Below are 15,967 nucleotides of genomic sequence, written 5' to 3' on the forward strand. Positions count from 1 at the left end.
AAGCACCAGGTCGTTCCCTGCCAGTTTAGGGTCATGAAGCATGCCGGTCAGATTCGATGCAAATGACTGGTCAGATCGAGTGCAAATGGCTGGGCAAAGGCTGTGCAACTACCCAATCTGGATCGTCGGAAAGCGCATAAATGGCGGTGCTATGGGAGCATTATCAGTAGCGGGTTTAGAGAATGACTGCTATCGGGGTTACGTCAGAATATGCACGGGGGGCAGGTCGATCACCTTGGAGTCGCTCTGCTTTGCCTGTAGAAGTCGGTTCTCGGCTAGCAAAACCATCGTTGATGGAGGCAAGGCTGGCTACCTTTGCGCGCAGTCCCTCTATCTCCTGGCGAAGCGCGCGATTCTTCTCACGCTCCGCACAGAGATCTTGGTGTTTCACATCGCGTTGGGCGCGACTGGAACGCCCTTGAGCATCGCGGATCGCCTCAGCGATTATGGGGTAGTGGTTGTGAATCAGCGCCGTCGAAACGCCCGCCTCGCGCGCCACAGAGGCGATAGTGACCTTGGATTCTCCGGTATGTGCCCGGCCACGCTGGATGCGGGCGAGCGCGAGTTGCAAATCCCGCTCACGGGCGTCCGAGGGTTTGCGTTTGGTCGTCATGCTAGGTTCATCTCCGGGGCGTATCCAAGCTGCACGAGCACGTCACGGCAGCGCTGCAGGTCGCGCAAGATGCGCTGGCGGCCACCGTCCCCAATGTCGTTACAATCCAGCAATCCCTTCAGGTTGTCGTAGAGACGCTGGTATACGCCAATGTGGCTGCGCCCAATTACTGCGTTGTGGCAGTCGCCGCAGCGAGTCCGCTCTAATGTGTTGCCGATGCAACGGTCGTCGCTGGCGGTGCACCAGGCGTGGCCATTGCTGCGGATCGCGGTGCTCTCGGAAATTGAGGTCACCATCGATGCATGACTCTTGAAGATGGCGAGGTTCGCCGGATCGCGCCGCCAGCGTTTGATCGAGCGACCGTAGCCTCCGGCCAGCGGTTCGTCCTCCATCCAGGTGTCAACGACGCCGAACTTGATGTCTTCGAGTTCTGCCTGGATGTCGCTGTACAACTCGATGTCGAGGTGCTGACCCCAGTCCTCGTCCATGGCGTAGCCCAGCGTCATGTCCATGGACCAGTGTGCGAAGTGCTCGCGCATGTAGCGCAAGTCGCCGAATTGGCTGTGCGCCGCGTAGTTGGCGAATTTGCGGCGGAATTGATGGCTGGCGAGGTTCCAGTCCAGCCCACAGCCCTGCACGAACGCTTTGAGGGCATGGTTCCATGTAATGCCCGACAGGGTGCGAACTAAATTGCCCTTTGCAGGGCACACCCCGAGAAAGAGTGCATGGTGATGCTTATGCGCCGTGGCGATTTCTGGGTCGCGCAGATTGACCCTTCTTCGCTCGGCAATCTCGGCGGCGATCATAGCCTGATACGGCTCGGCCCAACGCTCCATCAGGCGCAACACGCGCACGGCGACTTCGGGGATCATCCAGTCGTGTACCCCAGTGTCGGTCTTATCCGACCTGGAGCGCATCCAGTGATAGATCGTTCCCTCGTCGTCCTCTGTGCAGTGGTGCGCGCCCGACTGGATGTTGGCCAGTTCGTGGTTGCGGCAACCGGAGGTGCTGGCCAGCACGATGTAGCAGGCAGTCCGTAGATCAAGGATCGCCTGATTAAATGCCCCCAAGCCGCCATCCCAGCCCAAAGTGGCGAGGTGGCGGTTTTTAGCCTCTATGACTGTTCTGGTAACCTGCCTTCTCCGTTGTGCTGCGACGGCATTGAGGGCATCGCGTAAATCGAGTAGCGCCTTGCCGTGCTGAACCTGTTGATAGGCTCTCTCGAACAGGGCGCAGAACACCTCATCCGGCATCAGCGGTGTTTTGCCACCCTGTTTACGAGCCGTGCCGCTGCCGGCCAGCGCATTCGCGGAAGTATCAGGCCAGGGATGCAGAGGGATCGGATCGTGGGTGTACTGGCTCAATTCATGAAGCGCCTCGACTGCCATGAAGCGGCGCTCAAGGGCGCTCTGAGACAGCGGCTTACCCTGGTTCCGGCTCGTCTGCTTGTACGCCCGACACTCGGCAACGTAGTTCGCGCAGACCATGGGTGTCACCGCGCCGAAGTGATTGAGCTTGAGCGCGTTTAGAAACCGTAGGAAGGGCAGCGCATTCTCAAAAAAATTTCGCAAAGTGCTCGCTTTGGGGCGCTTCTGCCCCGCGCGACCGCGCCGCAGGTAGCGGTACAGCAGAGCCTTCATCACGTCCTTAAACGCACAGGGCACGCGGCTGAAGTCCTGGCGCCGCAAGTTGTCTGGCACGTTGCTGGTAAAGCCGTCCAGCTGCCAAATATCGTCGCCGTAGCGGCTGAGGATGACCCAGTGCCCCTCGACCTGGATGGCGCTCACGATGAGTGCGTCGCGATCGCTCTTGGGTAGGTCGCATATTTCCCCCGGCTGGGGCTCGATGTTCGCCCAAGATAGCGTGACTAGGTTGTTGCCGCTCATGCAAAGATCTCCAGCTTTTCCACCACATCGGACGACCAGAACGGGTGCGGCTCGCGGCGCGCACGCTCGCGGGCGGCTTCGACGGCCGCCGGCTTGAAAGTCCCGCGCCGCAGCCCCTCGGCTACAATGTAGTCGTCAATCAATCGAGGAATGTGCGCGTATTCCTGTGCCCAACGCCGCTTGTCTATGCGTGTGCGCTCCGTGAATACACGGAAGTAGAAGCTGAATAGGCGGTGCAGATCTTCCTCCGTCACTGCGTAATGCTTGCAGCGCAGACAGTTGAGGAACGAAAAACACGCTACCCCTTCACGTTTCGGTGCGTACTGGCCATTCATCGGGTCGCCACAGCGCCCCATCGGGGTGGTCTGGTAGGTCGCGCCGATGGTGCGGGTCAGTAATTCTTGAACAAGTATCTCGCCCATAAATTTCCAGTTGCGCCTCGCGTCCCCGCTAGGTGCCAAATAATTTCGCCCGGCCACCTGTGGCGTGTTGCCAAGCGCGATGGCCGTAGTCACCAGGTCGCCCCCTAGTAACTCGAAAATTCGGTTGGCGAACGTTTTGCGGAGGCGAGAGATGTTGATGCGCAGCGGTTGGCCGTCGATATCGGTAAGCCCGTGGTCGGCCACGAGTTTCTTGATCGCCAGTTTCAACGTCCCGTCAGTCAGTGCAATGACCCGGCCGGGGCCTGGGCCGCGATGCACGCGATACAGCCACACGCGATCCTTGAGTTCGTCCGGGGACTCCGCGCACAGCGGCTCGCTGTGGGCAAGGATGCGTCGTATCAGGCGCTCGACATTGGTCTTGACGGTTGGCGTGGATTCCAACAGATGTGCAGTCGTGTTCTCGGCGCGCAGCGCCACCTTGTGGCTGGTGTGGCCGCGGCGCTTCCAAAGGACCAGGAATACGCTGTTGTCCTTGGGATGGGCGCGCAGGCAATTGCGCTCCATCTCCAGCAGCGGCGTGGAGTTTCGCCCGGTGTGCAGTGCTACAGTCAGCAGGGCATAAGCCAACAATTCGCCAGTTACTGGGATATCGTCGTGCCAGATCGGCATGACCGCTTGCCTGAGCGCGGTGGTGAACGCCTGCCGCTGACGCTTCGGCAGCGGCGTTTCGCCCTTATGCTTGCCACTGTTTGGAAACGGATTTCGTGGGAAAGTCGCATCGTCCCCCGTGGAGACTAACGAAATAAGGCTACGCTGGCCCAACGCATGAAGGACGGACTTCGCGCTGGTGTAGTGGCCCCTCTGGCTAAGGGTGCTGATGCCCAGTCCAGCGAGGTGGCCAAGAAAGCTGTCAATTACAGCGCGATTAATATCGTCCAGGGTCAGCCCGCGCCCGAGCGCGGTTGCGCGCAGTGCAATGTAGTTTAGAAAGTGACGTAAACCACCTTTACAGATACTCGCCACGGAACTGGCCTCGAGCCCGCCGTCCTGTCGGGCCAGGAAGCGTTCGATCTGCCGCTGGCAGGCATAAGTGATCGGATCAATGCCCGTGCCGTACCAAGGGGCGAAGTCGATGCCCCGGGAGCGAGTGGCATTGCGCTCGAAGGCCACTATAGTAGTGGCCGGCGGAATCGCCTCCGGGAGAACGACAACATGACCCGCCGCATCGCGGCTGTGCTCGACATGTGGGACGCTGAGGTCGGTCCTATTGAATACCTTGCGTTTGCCCATTAGACCGCTCCAACCCTTCATTCAATTCATCGTCGTAGGCCAGCACCGCGTCGTCGGCCAGTTCGTTGACCAAGTGCAGATAAACCATCGTCGTCTGAATGGAGCTATGGCCAAGCTGCCGCTGCACGAACACCAGCGGATCCGCCCCAGCGCGGTTTCGCTGGAGCGTGACCAGGGTATGGGTGGCGTAGGTGTGTCGTAGCATGTGGGTATGGACCCTGATACCGGCTCGCTTGCCGGTTTCCCGGACGATACGCGCGACGCGCTTGCCATCATCAGAGTAGGGCTCACCAAACTGGTTCAGGAACAGCGTCTCATGTTTGGTGCGGCTCAATGATGCCCGCTCACCGCGAACCTGCACTACATAACGATGCAAATCAGCGAGGAAGCGGCGACTGATGTAGATGTCGCGTGGTTTGCTGCCCTTGGTGCGCATGCCATGACCATCGTGTGGATCGAGGCGAATCCGGATGTTGCGCTCGCGCCTACCGGCTTTATCCGGATCGAAGATGTAGGCAAGCGGGAAAGAGGCGATTTCCTCCCGGCGCAGTCCCGTCTGAAGGCCGAGCCGAATCATCATGCGGTGATGCGGATTTTCCTGCGTCGCCAGCAATGCCTTGATCTCATCCATGCTTAGAAACTTCGGAAGCGCCCGATGCTTGCGCGGCATGACGTCGTTCACCATTGCTTTGGCGCCGCCGGCATCAACGTGGGCAAGGAAGCCGAGGACGCGTTTGACCGTTCGTTCCTCATAGCCAAACGGCAGTCTGCTCACCCATCCCTGCTGCTGTGCATACTCGTAGAACTTGCACACATAGTGCAGCCGTTGACGTGTTGTTGATGAGGCCAACTTGCAATCCACCAGGGAGTAGTCCCGGTAGGCCCCTACGACACTCTTGGCCTCGCCACGTTCCACGTCGCGCCAGTCAAGGTCATGCACTTGGAGGAAACTAAAAAAGTCATACAGCGCACGCCCTGTGCTTGGCCATGACTTTCGTGACCCAATAGCGCCACGCAACAGGTAGTGGCGAAAGAATTCATTGGCCGGGACGCAACTGTCCATCGTGTCCCAAAGCAGGATCGGAAAGCCTGGATAAGGACGACCGGCAATCACCAAGTCCTCGGTAGCCCACACAAGCTCCATCAACATCCCTCCGTCTCTGACCATCCCCATTGCTTCTAAAGCTGTTTTTAGATCTTTCTTAAATCATTGTTTATAAGCCTATTTCATTCCTAACCTTTAGCAAGCCCCGGAACAATTCGTTCTATGCGAGCTGCGAGCGAATCTTCCGTCCGGATCTGGCCAAGACTCCCATCGTGGTGCTGAGCAACAACGATGGGTGCGTAATCGCCCGGTCGTACGATGCAAAGCCGTACGTGAAGATGGGGGAGCCCTACTTTCAGGTAAGGGAGAAGCTTAGCCGGCATGGCATTGTGGCGTTCTCGTCGAACTACGCGCTGTATGGCGACATGAGCGAGCGGGTTATGTCCCTGATCGAGTCCATGGTGCCCGCGGCCGAGGTCTATTCGATCGATGAGTGCTTCGCAGATTTCACAGGCATGAAGGGCTGTCTCACCCAATTCGGCCGGGACGTACGCGCCAAGGTGCTGCGCTGCACGGGCATCCCCGTCGGTGTGGGGATCGCCCGTACTAAGACCTTGGCGAAGCTCGCCAATCACACCGCAAAGCGCTTGCAAGCGCAGACAGGCGGTGTGGTCGACATAACAGACGACTTCAAGCGCGACTGGGTGCTTCGTAACACGGGGGTGAAAGAGGTGTGGGGGTATCGGCCGGCGGCTGACTGCGCACCTGGAGGCCATGGGCATCCACACGGCGATGGAGCTGGCCAAAGCGGATCCGAGAATGTTGCGCGACAAGTTCAGTGTGGTGGTGGAGAAGACTGCGCGTGAGCTGGCCGGCACGCCATGCCTTGAACTTGATGAGGCAGATCACCCGAAGCAGGAGATCTGCTGCAGCCGGATGTTCGGGAGGCGATTGACGGAGCTGACGCCGATCCAGCAGGCAGTGGCCACCTACACCGGGCGGGCAGCCGAGAAGCTCCGCGCCCAAGGCTCGGTGTGCAAGCGCATGCGAGTATCAATCCGTACTGGAATGTTCAACCCCAACGAACTCCACTTCGCCAAGGGGGCCTTGGTAGACCTGCCGTACCCCACCAATGACACCTTTCTGCTAACCAGGGCTGCAACGGAAGCTGTGGAGCGGGTCTACCAGGCCGGCTATCGTTACAGCAAGGCCGAGGTGTTGCTGCTCGATCTACGGCAGCCTGGGGAGTTCACTGATGACCTATTCGCGCTCGCACAGCCCGTGGCCAGTGGCCGGCTGATGTTGGCGCTCGATAAAATCAACGACCGGTATGGCAGAGGAACAGTACGGGCTGGGAGCGTCCCTCGCGCCCCCGATTGGGGGATGCGTCGAGAAATGATGAGTCAGTCTTATACGACGCAGGTCGATCAACTTTGGACAGTTTATGCCCGTTGAAAGTGAGGTTGCCATTCTACGTTTTTTGCAGCTTCGATTTTAGACACAAAAAGCGCCCAATGTTCCGTATAATGGCTTGGGCGCTTTTCAAGTTAATGCTTTTCAGCGCAATCGATGTTTGCTCGATACTCAGTTTTCGATTAGCCTTAAAAAATGTGGGTGCTCGCTGTAATCAAACGTGGAGTCTACCGTGGTGATTCGCGCTATGATTTTGGTGTGATCGGCTTCGGCTCGTCCTCGATGATATGTCTGATTATTTAGTCGTATACTTTGCAGTAGGAATTGAAGTGCTTCAATGTCGAATAGTTCTAGGTTTGGTTGGATCGAACTTTGAAATCTGAAGTCTGCAGAATTGAAGCTTACGCTTGCGCAGTAATAAGCCGCCATGAGCTTGCAGCAGTTTCTCTGCCACTCTACAGAATCTTCAAACCGGAGGATTATAGTCCAGAGTTCTGAGTCTATCGTTGGATAGTCATCTCCGGTGATCCAAGCTAAAAGATCAGTGTAGTGGGCTTCGAGATTGGGTCGGATGAACCAGCCTAGGACTCTGCTGTCTGTGTCATTCTCGATGTGGTGTGAAATTTTCAGCTGTGCGGCTTCCGGCAGGCATTCGAAAAGCCCAGGGTTTCTGGCTAGATAATAAACCATATAGGTTAATGCATCTCCGCCAGAAGCGATATTTCCGTAAAAGTCGTGGTCGCCTCTAATGGCGTCCGGGATGCGCAAGTGTTGCCGATCGTTGATGCATTCGAGAACGTGTAGGTGAAGTTTGCGATGTTTAGTGCATTCCTCATTATTCAGTTTGAATGTGAATTTCCAGAAGCTTCTATATAGAGCCATCTGGGCATCGGGCTTCAAACGGCGAAGGTATCTGTTTTCAATATATTGATTGACTTTTTCTCGGGTGTTGAGCGCCTCGTGAGACTCTAAAAGATCTGCAAGAAGTTCGTTTATTATTTTGTTTGTATAGAAGGGTGGCTTGATGAGTAGTCCTTCTAATGTATTTCTCAATAAAGCTCTTGTGGTGTCCTTGTTGGGGGAGTGTAGCTCTCGGTCTCTGTTCAATATCGGATGTGCGGAAAGATGTCGTTGCTTCTGTAGACTTCTTAAGTTTTCAATTTCTGGTGAGTCTAGTAGTTCTGTTTTTTTGAAAACCTCTTCAAATAAGGCTATTTCCCAAGCTGATGATGTTGGTTGGGCTTCTTGAGCTGCACTCATCTCATCGAGAATTTGTTTTGCAGTGGTGTCGTTGTAAATGTCTACAAGGTTTTGAAGTTTGTGAACTATGTCGCACACAGCTACAGACCAAAGCATGACAACGGCGGAGCGATAATTTCCATTTTGATATGATGAAATTACTTCTTCGAAGTACTTGCTTGTCTTGGGGGAGTGGATGTCTTTTGAAATATTCTCAATCGAGAAGCTGCTCATAACCACCTCGTATTATGGAATGTTGTAAAGCTTCGACGCAGAAGGCATAGCGCAGGTTAGCGTTGAGGGCAGATTGCCATTGGATACATGAAGAGGGAAGGTGGAGGCGCTGGATTGGTTTGGAAAAATTGGTACAAGCTAAACTAGCAGTGCCTACAGGCCTAGTGGAGTAAGGGCTCCAAGAAAACTATGCCCAATCCATCATCGGCGCTGATCATGTGGCTTCTGTCAGCGGCGTGCTGCTTGCGGGATCGCTCACGCCCGCAGGCGTTCTACCCCGGATGAGATCGCCTCAGCATGGATATCGAGGGTCGCTAACGCGGCCATGACGTTTTCATGTATGTGGACTGAGCCGCGATGGCTCACCCATAGCGAGAGCTCCTCCAGAGCTGCTCTGATTGCGATCTGGTTCAGATGCAACAGCTCACGGGTGTCAGCTGTGGTCGAGGCTTGGTCATCCATGCGCATGCTCCAGATACGAGAATTCTTAGGGCAAATTTAGGGCAAATCCTAGGGCGTGTTAGGCCTATGCAGGCCATCCGCTAAAGCCAGAATAGCCGTTTATGCTGGCCTCCGGAGGCCTATTGAGATCCTCGGGCGGGTTCAAATCCCTATCTCTCCGCCATACAAGATGAAGCCCCTGGGAACGAAAGTTACCAGGGGCTTTTTCGTTGTGTGGCGCGAAGTTGTTTGTAGCGAGCATCCCAATTGCGCGGGCGAGTCTATGAAGACGCGGGGAGCTTCTTGAGCGGCCTGACGGTGAGTTCTACGCCCAAGGCAAGCATCAGCTTCTGAATTGTAGAAAATCGGGTTTTATCGCCGCCCTTCAAAGTTTTGTAGAGAGACTCGCGATTGACGCCAGCGTCTTGCGCAAACTGGTTCACGCCCTTGGCTTTTGCCACTTCACCCAGGGCATGCATCAGGATTTGAGCATCGTTAGCCTTCATAGCCTCTGCCAGAAATGCTGCGATGGTTTCTGGGCTGTCGAGAAACCGGGATGCCTCGAATCGTTTGGTATTGCTCAAGTCCAGATCAAGGATTGGCATGTCTTCAGGGGTGGACTTGTCGCTCATCGTTTTTTACCTCGTACTGCATCAAGGATTTCCTTGGCTCGTTTGATGGCTCTGTGTTGATCCGTTTTATCGCTGCCATAGAGCATCAGGTAGCGGGTTGGGCCCGTTCGTACGAAGTAGATTCGATATCCGGGGCCGACAAACACGCGCATCTCACTGACACCATCGCCAACCGATTCGGTATCACCGAAGCTGCCATTTTCGGCTCTGGCAATCCTTGAGGTGACAGCACCTCTGCCGATTGGGTCTTTTACGCCATCCAGCCAATCTTCAAATTCAGACGTTGTGTCGATCTGATTCGGCATGCATTAAATGTAGCCTAGTGGCTACTCCTTGTCGATGAATGAGTGACCGAGTGGTCCTGCGGAAACGAGGTGGAGGCCATTACGCAATGGTTGGTTGCGCCTAGCCCGACGATCGCCTTCCTGCGTTGGTCTGAATGGCGATGAAGAGACGAGGCTAAGGTGCGGGCTTTGCACTGGCAACGAATACAGCGGGTTTGATGTTTGTTTGGGAAATGGACTACATCGCGATGGAAGAGGTCGCATTACCGCATGGGGCCGGAGCGTATTTGGGAGTGATCGCGACGAGATGCGATGAATGAAGCCCCTGGGTGTTTTGCGTTTCCAAGGGCTTCTTTTTTCTTATTTTTTCATCATCCCCAATTCAGCATCATCCAACAGCGCCTTGGCCATCGCACTCAGGTAATGCGAGGCCCAGATCAGCTTCTGGTCGCCATCCATCAAACCGGTGATGATCAGGTCGCGGACGTAGCCCATCAGTTCGGATGCCTGTTCGCGGGCGTCCTGGCAGGGGATGCCGGGTTCGATGCGGAACAGCGGGTGGGTGTTGTTTTCGCCTTGGTAGAAGCAGGTCTTGCCGACTGTGGTGGGTTGCTTTGTGTCGTCGGTGGGCATTGTTTTTCTCCCTGGAATCTTGGGTGTCTGGGCCGGCCTCTTCGCGGGCGCGCCCGCTCCCACAGGTACGGCGCAGTACTTGAGGGCAATGATTACCCTTGTGGGAGCGGGCGTGCCCGCGAAGAGGCCAGGCCTGCTAGTGCAAAGTTCGTGGCTCAGCCGGTAAATGGGCCTGCATCTGCAATTGCATCAATGCCGACTCGACCAGGCCCTGTACCGCTTCCATTTCATGGATCACGGCCTGCATCACGATCGAACTCGGGGCCGTGGGTTTGAGTTGCACGGATTGGCGGGCCACGAACAGGGCGCAGAGTACGTACTCTGAGGACTGGACCAGGGTGTCTTGCAGAGCCTGGGTGGAATCGAGGGAGTGGGGTGGATCGGGGACCATCTTGCGCATAGTTAGCTCCAGAGTCAGTCGAGCTGCTACGGACTTGCTGTCAAACAAGAGGGTGGCAGCGGTACGCGGGTTGACAGACCGAGGACTCCGGAGACTCGGCGCACACGAGGTGCCCCACGTACTGCCGCCATAACGGGTGTACGTGCACGGAGAAGTTGTCGGCCTGTCAAAGCCGGTCGTTGAGTTGACAACGACAAGCCGAGACTAGAGCGCGACCCAATCCGTCGCAACAGTTTGAGCGGGTTGGCAGTATGTTTGGGAAATGGCCTACAGGGAAGGGGATAATTCTGAGTTTCAGCTGTAGGACCGGGGGCCGCTTTGCGGCCCATCGCGACACAAGGCCGCTCCTACAGGGGATCGCGCACAGGTCCAGCCTGGTGCGATCGCTTGTAGGAGCGGCCTTGTGTCGCGAAAGGGGCGCAAAGCGCCCCCCAGGGCCTTCAGCGCATTGCCGCCAGTTTGATGCCGAACCCCACCAGGCAAGCCCCCGCCAGCCGCTCGAACATATTGGCAATCCGCGGATTGGCGCGCATGCGTTCGGCCAACTGGTGCGTCAGCACCACGGCAATCAACCCGTACAGGAAGGTCACCACTGCCACCGTCGCCGCGAGGAAGCCGAAGGTCACCAGCCCCTGGTGCTTCACCGGGTCGACGAACAGCGGGAAGAACGCCATGTAGAACATGATCGCCTTGGGGTTGAGCAGGGTGATCATCATGGTCTGGCGCAGGTACTGGCCGTTGTCCATGCGGCTGGCCCGCGGCGCGCCTCCGGGTTTGCTCAGCAGCATGCGCAGGCCCAGGTAGGCCAGGTACGCAGCACCGGCCCACTGCACCACGTGGAAGGCGGCAGGGTAGGCCGCCAGCAGGGTGGCAACGCCGGCCACCGCCAGCCACAGCAGCACCTGGTCACCCAGGATCACCCCGCAGGTCGCGGCCATGCCGGCCTTGATTCCGCCCTTGCCGGTGGCGGTGATCAGGGCGAAGTTGCCCGGGCCGGGGATGGCCAGGACGATGATGAAGGCGATGACGAACGCGCCGTAGTCTGTGACGCCGAGCATGGGGAACTCCTGTTGGTGGTGCGTAGGCAGAGTTCAAGACTATCGTTGCCACCGGCCCGCTTTTCAACCGTCTACCAGGAAATTGGAAACAAGCTCTGAATTTTCAGAAGTGCGAGAAATTTCCTACAAGGGCAACTTGTTGTTGCACACGTGCAACCAGCCAGTGCACTTTGCGGCTTGGATCCAATGCCTGGGTTCTGTATCATCCCGCCGCCATCAGAATGATGGCCGAAGATGATTCATTTAAAGGACTTAGTATGAAAAAGCTGTTCAAGGCTACCGTAGCCGTTGCTGTCGTTTCGGGTGTTGCCCTGCTGTCGGGTTGCACTGGCCAGGTTTACAACCAGCCGAAAAACTGCACCTACGACTACCTGTTCCACCCTTCGGTTTCCATCTCCAAGATCATCGGTGGCTGCGGCCCGATCGATAAACTGCCTCAGCAGCAGTAATCTTGGCGGTACCCTGATCGCGACGCTTGCGGCGTGATCCAAGGCCCCCGGTCATGTACATGGCCGGGGTTTTTGTTTTTTCGCGTGACAATCTGCCACTGAGGCAACCCGTCGCCTTGACGCTCCGGGTGGCAATTTGTTTGTGCTGGCATTTGAGCTACAATCGGAAAAACGATTCAGCCTTGTCGGTCAATTCGACAAAAGGCCGAGTCGTTTTCTGGTTCTCTGGCTGCTGAACAATGATCAACAACAAGCCTGCGCTGCAGAACATGCTTTACTTGGGCCAGCCACAGGCCCACCCCCTGTTCTCCTGACTGGAATCGATCAATGTTCAAGAAAGCTGGCAAGACCTTGCTGGGTCTGGCTGTCGCTGCAAGCGTCATGCAAGCGCACGCCGCAGAAACCAAGAAAGTAGATGTGCTGCTGGTCGGCGGCGGCATCATGAGCTCGACCCTGGCCGTGTGGTTGCACGAGCTGGAGCCAAGCTGGTCGATGGAAATGGTCGAGCGCCTGGATGGCGTGGCCGAAGAAAGCTCCAACGGCTGGAACAACGCCGGTACCGGCCACTCCGCGCTGGCCGAGCTGAACTACACCCCGGAAGACAAGGACGGCAACGTCAATATCACCAAGGCCATCGAAATCAACGAGGCCTTCCAGATCTCCCGCCAGTTCTGGTCGTGGCAGGTCCGCCAGGGCGTGCTGAAGAACCCGCATTCGTTCATCAACACCACGCCGCACATGAGCTTCGTGTGGGGCGATGACAACATCAAGTTCCTGAAGAAGCGTTACGACGCACTGCAGGCCAGCCCGCTGTTCCGCCCGATGCAGTACTCCGAGGACCACGCGCAGATCGCCAAGTGGGTCCCGCTGATGATGGAAGGCCGCGACCCTAACCAGAAGCTGGCCGTGACCTGGACGCCAATCGGCACCGACGTCAACTTCGGCGAGATCACCCGCCAGTTTGTCGGCCACCTGAAAACCCAGGAAAACTTCGACCTGAAGCTGTCCAGCGAAGTGCAGGACATCACCCGCAACAAGGACGGCTCGTGGCACGTCGAGTACAAGAACCTGAAGGACGGTAGCGAATCGGCCACCGACGCCAAGTTCCTGTTCATCGGTGCCGGCGGCGGCGCGCTGAAGCTGCTGCAGAAGTCGGGCATTCCTGAAGCCAAGGAATACGCAGGCTTCCCGGTGGGCGGCTCGTTCCTGGTGACCGAGAACCCGACCGTGGCCATGCAGCACATGGCCAAGGCCTACGGCATCGCCTCGACCGGCGCGCCACCCATGTCGGTTCCGCACCTGGACACCCGCGTGCTGGATGGCAAGCGCGTGATCCTGTTCGGCCCATTCGCCACCTTCTCGACCAAGTTCCTGAAGAACGGCTCGTACCTGGACCTGCTGAGCAGCACCACCACCCACAACGTGTGGCCGATGACCAAGGTCGGCATCGATCAGTACCCGTTGGTGGAATACCTCGCTGGCCAGCTGATGCTGTCTGACGACGACCGCTTCGAAGCCCTGCGCACCTACTTCCCGAACGCCAAGAAGGAAGACTGGCGCCTGTGGCAGGCCGGTCAGCGCGTGCAGATCATCAAGCGTGATGCCGAGAAGGGCGGCGTGCTGAAGCTGGGCACCGAAGTGGTCGCTTCCGAAGACCGCACCATCGCCGGCCTGCTGGGTGCATCGCCAGGTGCCTCGACTGCGGCACCGATCATGCTGAACGTGCTGGAAACCGTGTTCAAGGAGAAGGTCGCTACCCCTGAGTGGCAGGCCAAGATCAAGCAGATCGTGCCAAGCTACGGCACCAAGCTGAACGACTCGGCGGCGGCCACCCAGAAAGAGTGGAACTACACCGCTGAAGTGCTGCAGCTCGAGAAGCCACCGGTGATCGACGAAAGCGTCGGCACCACGGTTGCACCGAGCCAGCCGGTCGAGAGCAAGCCTGAGAATGACATGGCGCTGTAATTGGCCATTGTTGTGACAGAAGCCACGGGGGAGACCTCGTGGCTTTTTTGTTGCCTGTTCCGGCCCTTTCGCGGGTAAACCCGCTCCCACAGGGACCGCGCTGGCCACAGGCTTGGCGCTATCCCTGTGGGAGCGGGTTTACCCGCGAAGAGGCCAGTTCAGGAAACCACTGATCGGAAACCCAGCTCAGCCTCAATAAAAACATATTTTGATGCTTAAATTAATCTTGTCAGTCGATCCCCCTCCAGGAGGGTGCCGTCATGAACATCAAGATTGCCGCCTTACTGCTGCTCGCCCTGTGCGCCCAGCCGGCATGGAGCCAAAGCTACTCCTACTCCAGCGAAACCCCCGCCGCCAAACCCGCCGAATCTGCTGCAATGACCACGCGCATGGCCCTGCGCGACCTTTGGGTCGAGCACATCTTCTGGGCGCGCAACTATGCTGTCGCCAACCAGGCCGGTAACGCCAAGGAGGCTGAAGTCGCTGCCAAGGAAGTGGTTGCCAACGCTACCAGGATCGCCAACAGCATTGCCCCGCTGTACGGCCAGCCCGCCGCCGATCAGTTGCTGAAACTGCTGGCCGGCCACTGGGGCGCCATCAAGCACTACAGCGACGCCACCGTGGCCAAGGACAAAAAAGGCCAGCAAGCCGCGGTCAATGAGCTGACCAGCAATGCCAAGGCCATCGCTGCGTTCCTGGCCAAGGCCAACCCGAACCTGCCCGAACCGACCCTGCTGACGCTGCTCAGCGCCCACGGCGGGCACCACGTGGCCCAGATCGACCAGCTGGCGGCCGCTGACTACGTGGGCGAGGCGCGCACCTGGGCGATGATGCGCGAGCATATCCTGACCCTGTCCGACGCCCTGGCTGCGGCGTTGGTCAAACAGTTCCCGGACAAATTCTGATGCTCGAAGGCCTGGGCCGTACTCAACAGGACCTGCTCCATGCGTTGCTGATCCAGCCGGCCGGCATGAGCATCGACGACCTGGCGCAGGCCCTGGCCATCACCCGCACGGCGGTGCGCCAGCACCTGGCAGCGCTGGAGCGCGACGGCCTGGTCAAGCGTGGCGCTACCCGGCCCACCGGGCGACGCCCGGAGCAGTTGCACGAGCTGACCGAACAGGCCCGTGAACTGTTCCCGCGGCAGTACCCGTTGCTGGCCAACCTGCTGATTGAGGAAGTGGCCGGCTTGCTGGGGCAGGAGGCGTTGCTGGCGCTGATGCGCCAGCTGGGGCGCAAGCTGGCGGCGGACCGGGAGCATCAAGTGGTGGATGAAGCACGCATCGTCGAGCACATGAACAATGCCGGGTATGAGGCGCAGGTGTTCTTCCGCTCGGGGGGCGAGCCGCAGATCGTTGCGCACAATTGCGTGTTCCATCACCTGGCCAAGGCGCACCCGGTGGTGTGCGAGCTGGACCTGGCGCTGATCGGGGCCTTGGGTGGGGCCGAGGTCAGCCATGAGGAGTGCATGCTCAGGGGAGGGCAGGTGTGCCGGTTTGCCCTGGGCAAGAAAGAGAACTGATGTTGCCTGTTCTGGCCCTATCGCCGGCAAGCCAGCCCCCACAGGTACTCCACAGGTCTCAGGAACTGTGGAGTACCTGTGGGGGCTGGCTTGCCGGCGATAGGGCCGGGGCAGGAAAAATCAGCTCTGCCGCAGAATGCAGTCCAGCAACCCGGGAAACCGCTCCCCCAGCATCTCGCTACGCAACGAATTCATATGGGTAGTCCCCACATTGCGGGTATGCACCAACCCCGCATCACGCAGCACGCGAAAATGGTGGGACATGCTCGACTTCGGCCGGCCACCGTCCAGCTCGCCGCAGCTGGCTTCGGCCACGCCCGCCAGGTGGCGCACGATACCCAGGCGCACCGGGTCGCTCAGGGCATAGAGCAGGCGTTCCAAGGTAAGGTCTTCAGAGTTGGGATGTTGATAGGCTCGCATGGTCGTCATGATAACGGGGCTATCATTAATTGCCATAGTTCGATTATGATCGAACTATCG

The 15,967-nt window shown here is 58.0% G+C and carries 15 protein-coding genes and 2 pseudogenes; 5 read left to right on the forward strand and 12 right to left on the reverse strand.

What is annotated here, in order from left to right:
• Nucleotides 1–198: 198 nt before the first annotated feature.
• From CAG44_RS16855 to CAG44_RS16870, 4 genes and pseudogenes are all read right to left on the reverse strand, one after another.
• Nucleotides 199–613 (reverse strand): annotated as a pseudogene (locus CAG44_RS16855) (TetR family transcriptional regulator).
• On the reverse strand, nt 610–2,499 hold the full coding sequence (locus CAG44_RS16860) for an integrase (RefSeq protein WP_085692561.1): 1,890 nt from the start codon (nt 2,497–2,499) through the stop codon (nt 610–612). Before CAG44_RS16860 ends, CAG44_RS16855 begins: the two are co-directional and overlap by 4 nt.
• On the reverse strand, nt 2,496–4,172 hold the full coding sequence (locus tag CAG44_RS16865) for a hypothetical protein (RefSeq protein ID WP_085590637.1): 1,677 nt from the start codon (nt 4,170–4,172) through the stop codon (nt 2,496–2,498). Before CAG44_RS16865 ends, CAG44_RS16860 begins: the two co-directional genes overlap by 4 nt.
• Nucleotides 4,147–5,316, reverse strand: a complete 1,170-nt coding sequence (locus CAG44_RS16870) for a tyrosine-type recombinase/integrase (protein WP_085590784.1) — start codon at nt 5,314–5,316, stop codon at nt 4,147–4,149. Before CAG44_RS16870 ends, CAG44_RS16865 begins: the two co-directional genes overlap by 26 nt.
• Before the next feature lie 80 nt (nt 5,317–5,396).
• Between CAG44_RS16870 and umuC the strand changes: the two are divergent.
• Nucleotides 5,397–6,672, forward strand: a pseudogene (gene umuC, locus CAG44_RS16875) (translesion error-prone DNA polymerase V subunit UmuC).
• 129 nt (nt 6,673–6,801) lie between these two features.
• Here umuC and CAG44_RS16880 read toward each other — a convergent pair.
• The 7 genes from CAG44_RS16880 to CAG44_RS16910 form a co-directional block, all read right to left on the reverse strand.
• Nucleotides 6,802–8,103, reverse strand: a complete 1,302-nt coding sequence (locus CAG44_RS16880; protein ID WP_085590635.1) for a hypothetical protein — start codon at nt 8,101–8,103, stop codon at nt 6,802–6,804.
• Between the two features lie 255 nt (nt 8,104–8,358).
• On the reverse strand, nt 8,359–8,565 hold the full coding sequence (locus CAG44_RS16885) for a hypothetical protein (protein WP_085590633.1): 207 nt from the start codon (nt 8,563–8,565) through the stop codon (nt 8,359–8,361).
• 260 nt (nt 8,566–8,825) lie between these two features.
• Nucleotides 8,826–9,176: an addiction module antidote protein gene (locus CAG44_RS16890; protein WP_085590631.1), complete on the reverse strand. Its 351-nt coding sequence runs from the start codon at nt 9,174–9,176 to the stop codon at nt 8,826–8,828.
• Nucleotides 9,173–9,481: a type II toxin-antitoxin system RelE/ParE family toxin gene (locus CAG44_RS16895; protein WP_085590629.1), complete on the reverse strand. Its 309-nt coding sequence runs from the start codon at nt 9,479–9,481 to the stop codon at nt 9,173–9,175. Before CAG44_RS16895 ends, CAG44_RS16890 begins: the two co-directional genes overlap by 4 nt.
• A 339-nt stretch (nt 9,482–9,820) precedes the next feature.
• Nucleotides 9,821–10,093 carry a DUF3077 domain-containing protein gene (locus CAG44_RS16900; protein WP_025340252.1) on the reverse strand — a complete coding sequence of 91 codons (273 nt, stop codon included), beginning with the start codon at nt 10,091–10,093 and terminating at the stop codon, nt 9,821–9,823.
• 136 nt (nt 10,094–10,229) lie between these two features.
• Nucleotides 10,230–10,493, reverse strand: a complete 264-nt coding sequence (locus CAG44_RS16905) for a hypothetical protein (protein WP_025340251.1) — start codon at nt 10,491–10,493, stop codon at nt 10,230–10,232.
• A 440-nt stretch (nt 10,494–10,933) separates the two neighbouring features.
• A complete protein-coding gene (locus tag CAG44_RS16910; protein WP_025340245.1) occupies nt 10,934–11,551 on the reverse strand; it encodes a LysE family transporter in 618 nt (205 codons plus the stop codon).
• A 257-nt stretch (nt 11,552–11,808) separates the two neighbouring features.
• Between CAG44_RS16910 and CAG44_RS16915 the strand changes: the two genes are divergently transcribed.
• From CAG44_RS16915 to CAG44_RS16930, 4 genes are all read left to right on the forward strand, one after another.
• Entirely contained in the window at nt 11,809–12,000 is a 192-nt protein-coding gene (locus tag CAG44_RS16915; RefSeq protein WP_003254720.1) for a YhfL family protein, read from the forward strand.
• 327 nt (nt 12,001–12,327) lie between these two features.
• A complete protein-coding gene (gene mqo / locus CAG44_RS16920; protein ID WP_075046052.1) occupies nt 12,328–13,965 on the forward strand; it encodes a malate dehydrogenase (quinone) in 1,638 nt (545 codons plus the stop codon).
• 260 nt (nt 13,966–14,225) lie between these two features.
• Complete coding sequence (locus CAG44_RS16925; protein ID WP_085692562.1) at nt 14,226–14,870, forward strand: hypothetical protein; 645 nt, start codon at nt 14,226–14,228, stop codon at nt 14,868–14,870.
• A complete protein-coding gene (locus CAG44_RS16930; protein WP_085692563.1) occupies nt 14,870–15,487 on the forward strand; it encodes a metalloregulator ArsR/SmtB family transcription factor in 618 nt (205 codons plus the stop codon). Before CAG44_RS16925 ends, CAG44_RS16930 begins: the two co-directional genes overlap by 1 nt.
• Nucleotides 15,488–15,607: 120 nt before the next feature.
• Here the strand turns inward: CAG44_RS16930 and CAG44_RS16935 are convergent, their stop codons facing one another.
• Entirely contained in the window at nt 15,608–15,943 is a 336-nt protein-coding gene (locus tag CAG44_RS16935; protein WP_085590625.1) for a helix-turn-helix transcriptional regulator, read from the reverse strand.
• Nucleotides 15,944–15,967: the final 24 nt, after the last annotated feature.

The sequence above is a fragment of the Pseudomonas sp. B13(2017) genome (genome assembly GCF_002113245.1).
Lineage (GTDB): Bacteria > Pseudomonadota > Gammaproteobacteria > Pseudomonadales > Pseudomonadaceae > Aquipseudomonas > Aquipseudomonas putida_Z.